We start from the raw sequence: 11,020 nt of genomic DNA on the forward strand, positions 1-11,020 counted from the left end.
CGAAACTTTCTAGGGAAATCTCCTCGTCTTTGCGCTTGCGCGGAGCAATACTGGGTGTCACCAGGCAGCGACCGATCCGGAAGGTGAAACGATGAACCAGGAAGGGATCCGCGCCCAGGCCAAGCACGCGGCCGAGCAGCTCCAGCGCGAATGGGACACCGACCCCCGCTGGCAGGGAGTCGAGCGCACCTACTCCGCGGAGGACGTCATCCGGCTGCGCGGTTCGGTGACCGAGGAGCACACCCTCGCCCGCCACGGCGCCGAGCGCCTGTGGAAGCAGCTGCACGAGAACGACTACATCAACGCTCTCGGTGCGCTGACCGGGAACCAGGCGGTGCAGCAGGTCCGCGCGGGACTAAAGGCCATCTACCTGTCCGGTTGGCAGGTCGCCGCGGACGCGAACCTCGCCGGTGAGACCTACCCGGACCAGAGCCTGTACCCGGCGAACTCGGTCCCCCAGGTCGTGCGGCGGATCAACAACGCCCTGCTGCGCCAGGACCAGATCAACTACTCCGAGGCGCTGGACCCGGACACCAGCGACGAGGGTGAGCCGGTCGACTGGTTGGCGCCGATCGTGGCCGACGCCGAGGCCGGCTTCGGCGGCGTGCTCAACGCCTACGAGCTGATGAAGGGCATGATCTCCGCGGGCGCCGCCGGTGTGCACTGGGAGGATCAGCTCGCCTCCGAGAAGAAGTGCGGCCACCTCGGCGGCAAGGTGCTCATCCCCACCAGCCAGCACGTCAAGACGCTGAACGCGGCCCGGCTGGCCGCCGACGTCGCCAACGTGCCGAGCCTGGTCATCGCCCGGACCGATGCTCAGGCCGCCACGCTGCTCACCAACGACGTCGACGAGCGCGACATCCAGTACATGACCGGTGAGCGCACCTCGGAGGGCTTCTACAAGGTGCGCAACGGCATCGAGCCGTGCATCACCCGGGCACTGGCCTTCGCGCCGCACGCGGACCTGATCTGGATGGAGACCTCCACACCGGACCTCGACGAGGCGCGCCGGTTCGCCGAGGCGGTCAAGGAGCAGTACCCGGACCAGATGCTGGCCTACAACTGCTCGCCGTCGTTCAACTGGAAGCGCAACCTGGACGACACGACCATCGCGAAGTTCCAGAAGGAGCTCGGCCAGATGGGCTACAAGTTCCAGTTCATCACGCTGGCGGGCTTCCACGCGCTGAACTACAGCATGTTCGACCTGGCCAAGGGCTACGCCAACGACGGCATGGTCTCCTACGTCGACCTGCAGCAGCGGGAGTTCGCGGCCGAGGCCGACGGCTACACCGCGACCCGGCACCAGCGGGAGGCCGGCACCGGCTACTTCGACCTGATCAGCACCGCCGTGAGCCCGGACGCGTCCACCACGGCGCTGGCCGAGTCCACCGAGTCGGCCCAGTTCTGATCCCGGTTTTCGGCACCGGTTCGCCAGGACGCTGCGGGGCGCCGAGGCGAACGGGTGCGCGAGTCCCACCCCCGGCCGTACCCGGCTCGGCCCGGGGGAGGGGTCCGGTGTCCCGTGGGAAGGCACCGGAGTGAACGCACCAGCAAAGTAACCCTGTGGCGGGGTGTCGACCGCGATGGTGCGCAGGTGGGCGGGAATCCTGGCGTCGGATTCCCGCCCACCTTTTCACGTCTCGGGCGGGGCCTGATCAGGAGCTCACTGGTTCACCGCTCGCCAGTACGGTCCGCCGGATGCGGTGGTGGGCCGACGACCTGCCCGGACAGACCGTGCTGCTGGAGCATCGCGGGCCGCGGCGGCAGCAGTTTGCGGGCGACTCGGTAGTTCATGAGCGAGAGCCCGAAAAGTACTGCTGGCAGGAGCATTCCGATGACGACGGACGTTGATGAGACCTCCGTCGCTTCGGTGAGGTGCACCAGTAGCGGTACGTACGACAGCAGCAGCAGCACCGCTTCGACGATCGTCAGAGCGAGGAGCGGACGCCGCACCTGAGCAGCGATCGTCAAGTTCAAGTGTCCGGATGCCACGCAGGAACGTCCCGCCAGAAGGTAGAACCCGGATGCCAGCAGAAAGAGAGCGCACAACCCCTGCAGCAGCTTTACGAACAGCAGATCGCCGTCCAGGAAGAGGACGATGAGGCCGATGATCGGAGCTGTGGCCAAGGACGGAACCGCACCCGCTGTGCAGGAACTCTTGATCTTCTGCTCGAGCGGAGGGGATACCAGTATGAAACTGAGGTAGGGAAACGGGCCTGTGCTCATCAGCTGACCTGAACCCCTGCGGTCTCGACGGTGGCGGCAACGACGGCGATGACGCATGCGCCGGGAGCCAGCAGAAACGCCGTCCAGGTGCTCTCGATCGCGTCCCCCAGCTTGGCCAGTGGATTCTTCAGCTGTGCGGCCAGGCCTTTGCTGAAGTCTGCAGCGCTTTCGGTTGCGGAGTCGTCGCTCTGGAGCTTTTCCCGGCGCTCCTCGTTGAATCTCCAGCGACCCTCAGTCATTTCGGCAAAGCTTAACAGGAGGGTGGTGCTGCGCGGGTCAGCCGCGCGCGCCCCGCGATCATCGGTGCCCGCCAGGGCCACCGACGTCAGCCGGGCTACTCGCGCGGCAGGAATTCCAGCAGCGCGTAACCGTTGTCCAGCGCGGTGACTCCGCCCAGCTCGAGCCCCGCCTCCTCGGCGAGGCCGTGCACGGCCGCGAGGTCCCGCATCCGCCCGCCCACGTAGACCATCATGCGCAGGTCGAGCTCGGTGAACACGTCCATCGTGGTCGCATCGGCCGCGCTCGGGTGCTCGGCGATGTCGTGGTCGGGCAGCACCTCCACGACGAACACGCGCCCGTCCTGCTCGGCGGCTTCGGCGCAGTTGCGGAGGATGCGGGTCGCCTCCGCGTCGTCCCAGTCGCCCAGCACGTCGCACAGCAGCAGGGCCTGCGCCGTGCAGGGCAGCGCTTCGAGGAAGTCGGCGGTGATGATCTGCACCCGTCCGGCCACGTCGCGCTGCCGCAGGTAATCCGCCGCGTTGGCGCTCGGTCCGGGCAGCTCCACCAGCAGTCCGGCCACGTTCGGGTGCTCGGTGAGGATCTCGGCCAGCAGCAGGCCCTTGCCGCCGCCGACATCGGCGATGCTGCTGAAGGAATCCCACGCGCGGGCCTGCGCGACCAGCGGCGCGAGCCCGTGCGTCTTGCTCTCCATCAGGGAGTCGAAGGAGTCGGAGAGTTCCTCGTCCTCGGCGAGCTCCTGCCAGAACCCGCGTCCGAACACCGCCGTGTAAGCCTTTTCCCGCCCGCGCACGTGCGTGAGCAGCTCGACGAAGGCGAGATCCGCGTGCCCCACGGCGCCGTCCAGGTCGAGCCATGCGCGCTGACTGCCCGGCCGGTCGCTGCGCAGCGCGTGCGAGGTCTCGTTCGGGCCGAAGATGTTCGGTTCCGGCTCGGTGAACATCCCGTGGTGCACGAGGAAGCGCAGCACGCGCCCCAGCGGATCGGGCAGCGCGTGGCACTGCTGCGCGATCGACTCCAGGGGGACGGGCCCGTCCCGCACGACGTCCGGCACGCCGAGCGTCGCCACCGTGCGGATGGCGAACGGCGTGATGATGTCGGCCATCGCCCGGATGTCCTGCGGATCGCGTGCCATGCGGGCAGGGTAAGCGCGCTGCGGGCGATCAGCGCGGGCGTGCGCGCGGGCGGGGTGCGCACGCCCGCGGCGGGACGGTTCGGCCGGGTACTGCCCGGTCCGGCCGGGTACTGCGCGTTCCGGGCGAGTTCACCGCGCGCTCTTGCGTTCGCGCGGCAGTCCAGAAAATATTGGGGTACCAATGGTTTGAAGGCCTACTAAACGCGTGGATGGGTGGTGGCGCATGAGCCGCGAACTGGAGCACTTCATCGGCGGCAAGCGAGTCGCGGGGCGTTCCGGCTCCACGGGCGAGGTGTTCGACCCGAACACCGGAACCGTGCAGAGCCACGTCCCGCTCGCCACGACGGAGGAGGTGCGCTCCGCCGTGCGCGACGCGGCCGCGGCGCAGCAGGAATGGGCGAAGTGGAACCCGCAGCAGCGCGCCCGCGTGCTGATGCGCTTCCTCCGGCTCGTCGAGCAGGAAAAGGACGAACTGGCCCGGCTGCTCTCCTCCGAGCACGGCAAAACCGTCCCCGACGCCCACGGCGACATCCAGCGCGGCGTCGAAGTGGTCGAATTCGCCACCGGCATCCCGCACCTGCTCAAGGGCGAGTACAGCGACAGCGTCAGCACCGGCATCGACGTCTACTCGATGCGGCAGCCGCTCGGCGTCGTCGCCGGCATCACCCCGTTCAACTTCCCCGCGATGATCCCGCTGTGGAAGATGGGGCCCGCCATCGCCTGCGGCAACTCCTTCGTCCTCAAGCCCTCCGAACGCGACCCCTCCGTGCCGCTGCGGCTGGCCGAACTCCTCGTCGAAGCCGGCCTGCCGCCGGGCGTGTGCAACGTGGTGCACGGCGACGCCACCGCCGTCGACGCGCTGCTCACCGACGACGAGGTCAAAGCCGTCGGCTTCGTCGGCTCCACGCCGATCGCCCAGCACGTCTACGCCACCGCCGCCGCGCACGGCAAACGCGCCCAGTGCTTCGGCGGCGCGAAGAACCACCTCGTCGTCATGCCCGACGCCGACATGGACCAAGCCGTCGACGCCCTCATCGGCGCCGGGTACGGCTCCGCGGGCGAACGCTGCATGGCCGTGTCCGTCGCCGTCCCCGTCGGCGAGCGCACCGCCGACACCCTCGTCGAACGCCTCACCGAACGCGTCCGCGACCTGCAGGTCGGCACCAGCTTCGACGAGAACGCCGACTTCGGGCCGCTGATCACCCCGCAGGCACGCGACCGCGTCACCGACCTCATCGGCGTCGGCGAGCAGGAAGGCGCCGAGCTCCTCGTCGACGGACGCCAGCACACCGTGCCCGGCCACGAGAACGGCTTCTTCCTCGGGCCGACCCTGTTCGACAGGGTCACCCCGGAGATGCGGATCTACCGCGAGGAGATCTTCGGCCCGGTGCTGTCGGTCGTGCGCGCCCGCGACTACGCCGAAGCGGCCCGTCTGCCCAGCGAGAACGAATACGGCAACGGGGTGGCGATCTTCACCCGCGACGGCGATGCCGCGCGCGACTTCACCACCCGCGTGGACACCGGCATGGTCGGCGTCAACGTCCCCATCCCGGTACCCATCGCCTACCACGGCTTCGGCGGCTGGAAGCGCTCCGGATTCGGAGATCTCAACCAGCACGGCACCGACTCCATCCGCTTCTACACCCAGACAAAGACGGTGACCCAGCGGTGGCCGTCGGGGGTCAAGGACGGGGCCAGCTTCACCATCCCGACGTGAGGGGGTGAGCGGTTTTCTCTGCGCAGTTGCTCCAGTGGCGGAACCTCTCGCACTCCTCTCGCTCCGGGAGCTTCGACATCGAGTAGCGACCTACTCCCAGCTGCCCCCGGCCGCCCGCCCCGGACAACGAAATGGAGCTGTTCCTCGAGCCTTCCTCGCGAGAGGAGCACGGGAGAACCCGCGGTGGGTCCGGTTGTGAGAAAACAAGAACTGCACATGAATCCCGGTCCGGTTGCGTGTTGAGTGCTCGACGCTGCGCGTCGAACAGGAGATGCCGGGCAAGCCGGTTGCGACAAGGTGTTCCGACACTCCGGAACAGTGCTTCGGGCGTCCCGGTGAGAGCCGTGCAGAAGGACTTCCGTGGCTCGCTGCGCAGGGCCACCGATGCGTTGCCCCGGAAGGGGACCGGAGCAGGGTGCAGTGAAACCCCACCGCGGCGGTGATCCCGCGCGGTGGGGGTGACCGGGCCGCCGCGCCCGGGCGGATCCGGGTGCGGCCCGGCAACACCGGTCCCACCCGGGAAGATGACCACGAAAGGAGGAGCCGTGTCCGCTCCGACCGCAGAACCGACCTCCCGCTTCGACCTCTCGGCGGACCAGCGCGCCCTGCGCGACACGGCGAAGGAGTTCGCCGACGAACGGCTCGCACCGCACGCCCTCGAGTGGGACCAGAGCAAGACCTTCCCGGTGGACACGCTGCGCTCGGCCGGCCCGCTCGGCATGGGTGGGATCTGCGTGTCCGAGGACGTCGGCGGCAGCGGCCTGAGCCGCTTCGACTCGGTCGTCGTCTACGAAGCGCTGGCCACCGGCGACCCGTGCGTCACCGCGTACCTGTCCATCCACAACATGGTCGCCGGCGTGCTCGACCGGTTCGGCACCGCGCAGCAGCGGCAGGAATGGCTGCCCGAGCTGTGCTCGATGCGGCGGCTCGCCAGCTACTGCCTGACCGAACCAGGCGCGGGCTCCGACGCGGCTGCGCTGAGCACGCGCGCCGTGCGCGACGGCGACGAGTACGAGCTCACCGGAGTCAAGCAGTTCATCTCCGGAAGCGGTGCCGCCGACCTGTACCTGGTCATGGCGCGCACCGGCGACCCCGGCGCCGGCGGGATCTCCGCGTTCCTCGTCGACGGCGACGCCCCGGGGATCGCGTTCGGCCCGAACGAGGCGAAGATGGGGTGGCACGCCCAGCCCACCCGCCAAATCGTGCTCGACGGCGTCCGCGTACCGGCCGAACGCCTGCTCGGCGCGGAGAACGAGGGCTTCAAGATCGCCATGGCCGGACTCGACGCGGGCAGGTTGGGCATCTCCTCCTGCTCGGTCGGCGGCGCGGAGACCGCGCTGCGTCGCAGCCTCGAGTACGCGGGCCAGCGCACGGCTTTCGACGCGCCGCTGGCCGATTTCCAAGCACTGCGCTTCAAACTGGCCGACATGGCCACCGACCTCGAAGCGGCGCGGCTGATGCTGTGGCGCGCCGCCAGCGCCCTCGACGCGCGCGACCCGAAGTCCACCCGGTGGTGTGCCATGGCCAAGCGCTTCGCCACGGACGCGGGATTCGCCGTGGCCAACGAGGCCCTTCAGATCCACGGTGGATACGGATACCTTGCCGAGTACGGCGTGGAGAAACTCGTCCGCGACCTGCGAGTGCACCAGATTCTGGAAGGGACCAACGAGATCATGCGACTCATCATCGCCCGCGACCTGCTGGAGAACGTCTCATGAGCGAGCCGGAGATCGTGCTCGCCGAGCAGGGCGGCCTGGGGCGGATCACGCTGAACCGGCCGAAGGCGATCAACTCGCTCACGTTGACCATGGTGCGCGAGATCGACGCGGCTCTGCGCCAGTGGCAGTCCACCGACCACATCCGCAGGGTGCTCATCGAAGGTGCCGGGGAGAAGGGCCTGTGCGCCGGCGGCGACGTGCGCGCCATCCACGACGCGGCCCGGGACGGCGACTACAGCACCGCCGCCACCTTCTGGGCCGAGGAGTATCGGATGAACGCGCTGATCGGGAACTACCCGAAGCCGATCATCGGGTTCATGGACGGCATCTGCATGGGCGGCGGCGTCGGCATCACCGCGCACGGTTCGCACCGCGTCGTCACCGAACGCTCCAAGGTGGGCATGCCGGAGGTCGGCATCGGCTTCGTCCCCGACGTCGGCGGGACCTACCTGCTCGCACGCACCCCCGGCCACCTGGGGGAGCACTTCGGGCTCACCGGGGTGCCGTTCAGCGGTGCGGACGCGATCCACGCCGGATTCGCCGACCACTACGTGCCGCGGTCGGCGCTGCCGGGGCTCGCCGACGCGCTGGCCGAGGCCCCCGCCGACGAGGCGCTGGGCAAGTTCGCCGAACAGCCACCGGCGGCGCAGGTCGAAACCGACCGGGAATGGATCGACGAGGCCTACGCGGCGTCGACCGTGTCCGAGATCCTCGAGCGCCTGCGGGCCCGGCCGGAACAGCGGGCCCGCGAGGCCGCCGACGCGATCGCCGAGAAATCACCCACCAGCCTCAGCGTGACCCTGCGCGCCGTGCGGTCGCGGTACGGCTCGCTCGCGGAGGCGCTGCGGCAGGAGTACCGGGCGGCGATGTCGTCCGTGCGCAGCGGCGAGTTCGTCGAGGGCGTGCGGGCGACGCTCGTGGACAAGGACCGCGATCCGCGGTGGAACCCGCCCACGCTGGCCGAGGTCGGTGAGGACCGGATCGCCTCGTTCTTCGCACCGGACCCGGACGGGGAACTCGAACTGTAACCGGCGGTGCGCCGGTCGCTACCTGCAACGGCCTTCCTCGGCCCCGGCGGAGCCGGGTGCGGAAACGACTCCGGGCCCGGCTTCCGCCCCCTCCCGGCGACCGGTCTGCCCGGTCCGCGACAACCCACCACGCGAAAGGGGACACCAGACCATGGCGGTCATCGGTTTCATCGGACTGGGCCACATGGGTGGCCCCATGGCGGCCAACCTCGTCGAGGCCGGCAACACGGTGCGGGGCTTCGACCTGGACCCGCAGATCCTGGAGGAGGCCCGGACGAACGGCGTCACCCCGGCCGCATCGGTCGCCGACGCCGCCGCCGGTGCCGATGCGGTGGTCACCATGCTGCCGGGCGGCAAGCAGGTGCACGCCTGCTACCCGGAGGTCCTCGCCGCGGCACATCCGGGCACGCTGCTCGTCGACTCGTCCACCGTCGACGTCGCCGAAGCGCGCCAGACCCACGAGTGGGCGGAGCAGGCCGGCTTCGACGCGCTCGACGCGCCGGTGTCCGGCGGCACCGCCGGTGCGGAAGCGGGCACGCTGACGTTCATGGTCGGCGGTTCCGAGAGCGACTTCCACCGCGCCGAACAGCTGTTGCAGCCGATCGCGCGGAAGCTCATCCACTGCGGCGGGCCCGGCAACGGCCAGGTCGTGAAGATGTGCAACAACCTCATCCTCGGCGCCTCGATGGTCGCCGTGAGCGAGGCGTTCGTGCTGGGCGAGCGGCTCGGCCTGCCGCCGCAGGCGCTCTACGACGTGGCGTCGGTCTCCACCGGCCAGTGCTGGGCGCTGACCACCAACTGCCCCGAACCGGGAATGGTCTCCACCAGCCGCGCCGACCGCGACTACACCCCCGGCTTCGCCGCCTCGCTGATGGTCAAGGACCTGCGGCTGGCGAAGTCCGCCGCCGAGCAGAGCGGCGCCGAAACGGAGATCGGGCAGCTCGCCCTCGACCTGTACGAGCGGTTCAACGACACCGGCGGGGGCGACCAGGACTTCGGCGCCATCATCAAGTGGATCCGCGAACGCTCTGAGCAGTGACGATACCGTTCGCGCGAACGGAGCAGTCCCCGGCGGGGTGATCGCCGAACACCGGCGTACGCTGTCCGCTCGTGATGGCATGGCTCCTCGACTGGTGGAACGCGATCGAGCTGTGGCTCGTGCAGCTTCCCTACCCGGTGCAGATCGTCCTCATCGTGGGCGCTCTCCTCCCGCTGTGCTGGGCGGCTACCCGCGTGGTGGACCGGGTTGCCGACCTGGTCGAGGACCAGTGGGCCCGGATGCGTGCCGGACGCCGTTCGGCGCGCCGGAAAGCGGAGGGCACGTCGACGTGAGTCCGCGGAAACGGATCACCCTCGCGTTGGTCGCGCTGGTCCTGCTCGTCGTGGTCGGATGGTTCGTCCGAGGCGCGGGTGCGCCGACCGAGCACGACTCGCTCGGCGCGGAATCCGAGCCCGCGGTTCGAACGTTGTACGAAGTGCCATCGGATTTCACCGAGAGTTACGATCACCGCGGACACGTCGGGACGGCCCGCGGCGAACGCGATGCAGTTATCGACGCTGACGGTTGATGCTGATGAAGGTGTTGAAGCAAACGCAGGCGCGTGCTGGAAGAACGGCGGTGACCGAGGTGCAGCTACCCCGCGTGGACGCCCGCCAAGCCGTGGAGGAAGCGGAACGCCGAGGCGCCGAGGTTCACGTCCTGGACGGGGCGGACCTGACGAACAAGCGGACGACGCTCGACGGCATCGCGGCCGTGCTGAACTTCCCCGAGTGGGCGGGGCGCAACCTCGACGCCCTCTACGACTGCCTCACCGACCTGTCCTGGCTTCCGGAAGGCGAGCACGTGCTCGTCTGGTCCGGGCACCGGGCACTGGCCGAGCACGACCCGCGCGCCTTCGAGCGCATCCTCGACGTGCTGCGGGACGCCGCGGAGAACTCGATGTGCGGGCGCCGCTTCCAGGCCGTGCTCGCCAGCGAGTAGGTCTGCGCGGCCGCCCGCGGCGCATTTTTGCTGGTCGCCGGTTGTGCACCGCCGCCGGTGCTTGAACGGTTCAGCCCTCGGGCGCCCAGGAGGGGTCGCGCTTCTCCGCGAACGCGCGCATCCCTTCCTGGCCCTCCTCGCCGGCGAAGTGCTCGGCTGACAGGGCCAGCAGCTGTTCGTAGGAGGCTTCCCGGCCGGTCGTCGTGGACGGGGGGTCGAGCAGCAGTCGCTTCGTCGCCGCCAGCGCGCCGGGCGCGCCGCGGGCGAGCATGTCGGCGTAGCGCCGCGCCTCGGCGTCCAGCTCCCCGGCGGGCACGGCGCTGTTGAGCAGGCCGACCTCCACCGCCCGGCGGGCGTCGAAGCGTTCCCCGGTGAGGAACAGCTCGTGCGCCTGCCGCGGTGCGAGCCGGGGCAACACGGTCATCGAGATGACCGCCGGGACCACGCCGATGCGCACCTCGGAGAAGGCGAACGTCGCCTCGTCCGCGGCCACCGCGATGTCCGCGGCCGCGACGAGCCCCACGCCGCCCGCGCGGGCCGGTCCGGCCAGTTTCGCGATCACGGGTTTCGGGCTCGTCCACAGCTGTTCCAACAGCGCCGGGAACGCCTGCACGCCCTGGTCCCCGGCGGAGGCGGAGCGGGACTCCTTCAGGTCCATCCCGGCGCAGAAGACCGGGCCGGTGTGGTCCAGCACGAGCACTCGGACGCTGTCGTCGGCGAACGCGTCCGCCACGTGCCCGTGCAGCTCGTCGCGCAGCTGCGCCGACAGGGCGTTGCGGTTGTGCGGGGAATCCAACGTGATCGTCGCGATGCCGCCGGAATCGGCGCGGTGCACGAGTTCCTCTGTCATGCGCGGCACGTTAGCGGCTCGCGCCGGTGCTTCCAACCGTCGGTGCGCGATCACACCGGAGCTGCACGTGCAGCCAGCCGCCACCGGCCGTGCGCACGTTTCGCTCGAAATGTACGAACCCCTGGTCA

General features: G+C 69.7%; 11 protein-coding genes. 7 read left to right on the plus strand and 4 right to left on the minus strand.

The annotated features are described in order from the left end of the window. The first annotated feature begins 91 nt into the window (after nucleotides 1-91). Nucleotides 92-1,408, plus strand: a complete 1,317-nt coding sequence (gene aceA / locus ACVGV2_RS05565; protein ID WP_459164973.1) for an isocitrate lyase — start codon at nucleotides 92-94, stop codon at nucleotides 1,406-1,408. A gap of 263 nt (nucleotides 1,409-1,671) precedes the next feature. Here the strand turns inward: aceA and ACVGV2_RS05570 are convergent, their stop codons facing one another. From ACVGV2_RS05570 to ACVGV2_RS05580, 3 genes are read right to left on the minus strand one after another with little or no spacing between them, the layout of a single operon-like run. Beyond that, nucleotides 1,672-2,226, minus strand: coding sequence for a hypothetical protein (locus ACVGV2_RS05570; RefSeq protein ID WP_459164974.1), 555 nt, complete (start codon nucleotides 2,224-2,226; stop codon nucleotides 1,672-1,674). After that, on the minus strand, nucleotides 2,226-2,546 hold the full coding sequence (locus ACVGV2_RS05575) for a hypothetical protein (RefSeq protein WP_459164975.1): 321 nt from the start codon (nucleotides 2,544-2,546) through the stop codon (nucleotides 2,226-2,228). Before ACVGV2_RS05575 ends, ACVGV2_RS05570 begins: the two co-directional genes overlap by 1 nt. Nucleotides 2,547-2,560: 14 nt before the next feature. Beyond that, nucleotides 2,561-3,598: a methyltransferase gene (locus tag ACVGV2_RS05580; RefSeq protein WP_459164976.1), complete on the minus strand. Its 1,038-nt coding sequence runs from the start codon at nucleotides 3,596-3,598 to the stop codon at nucleotides 2,561-2,563. Between the two features lie 223 nt (nucleotides 3,599-3,821). Between ACVGV2_RS05580 and ACVGV2_RS05585 the strand changes: the two genes are divergently transcribed. The 6 genes from ACVGV2_RS05585 to ACVGV2_RS05610 all read left to right on the plus strand — a co-directional run bounded on the left by ACVGV2_RS05585 (nucleotide 3,822) and on the right by ACVGV2_RS05610 (nucleotide 10,042). Next, nucleotides 3,822-5,315, plus strand: coding sequence for a CoA-acylating methylmalonate-semialdehyde dehydrogenase (locus ACVGV2_RS05585; RefSeq protein WP_459164977.1), 1,494 nt, complete (start codon nucleotides 3,822-3,824; stop codon nucleotides 5,313-5,315). Nucleotides 5,316-5,839: 524 nt separating this feature from the next. Further along, nucleotides 5,840-7,033, plus strand: coding sequence for an acyl-CoA dehydrogenase family protein (locus ACVGV2_RS05590; protein ID WP_459164978.1), 1,194 nt, complete (start codon nucleotides 5,840-5,842; stop codon nucleotides 7,031-7,033). Next, nucleotides 7,030-8,061 (plus strand): enoyl-CoA hydratase/isomerase family protein, encoded by a 1,032-nt coding sequence (locus tag ACVGV2_RS05595; RefSeq protein ID WP_459164979.1) that lies wholly within the window; start codon nucleotides 7,030-7,032, stop codon nucleotides 8,059-8,061. The genes ACVGV2_RS05590 and ACVGV2_RS05595 overlap by 4 nt, the downstream gene beginning before the upstream one ends. 151 nt (nucleotides 8,062-8,212) lie before the next feature. Then, nucleotides 8,213-9,100 carry a 3-hydroxyisobutyrate dehydrogenase gene (gene mmsB / locus ACVGV2_RS05600; RefSeq protein ID WP_459164980.1) on the plus strand — a complete coding sequence of 296 codons (888 nt, stop codon included), beginning with the start codon at nucleotides 8,213-8,215 and terminating at the stop codon, nucleotides 9,098-9,100. Nucleotides 9,101-9,171: 71 nt separating this feature from the next. Then, complete coding sequence (locus tag ACVGV2_RS05605; RefSeq protein ID WP_459164981.1) at nucleotides 9,172-9,393, plus strand: hypothetical protein; 222 nt, start codon at nucleotides 9,172-9,174, stop codon at nucleotides 9,391-9,393. Nucleotides 9,394-9,634: 241 nt separating this feature from the next. Next, nucleotides 9,635-10,042, plus strand: coding sequence for a barstar family protein (locus ACVGV2_RS05610; RefSeq protein ID WP_459164982.1), 408 nt, complete (start codon nucleotides 9,635-9,637; stop codon nucleotides 10,040-10,042). 70 nt (nucleotides 10,043-10,112) lie between these two features. On the opposite strand, the gene ACVGV2_RS05615 is transcribed toward ACVGV2_RS05610, so the two are convergent. Continuing rightward, nucleotides 10,113-10,892 carry an enoyl-CoA hydratase-related protein gene (locus tag ACVGV2_RS05615; RefSeq protein ID WP_459164983.1) on the minus strand — a complete coding sequence of 260 codons (780 nt, stop codon included), beginning with the start codon at nucleotides 10,890-10,892 and terminating at the stop codon, nucleotides 10,113-10,115. Nucleotides 10,893-11,020 lie beyond the last annotated feature (128 nt).

The organism is Bounagaea algeriensis (genome assembly GCF_054491375.1).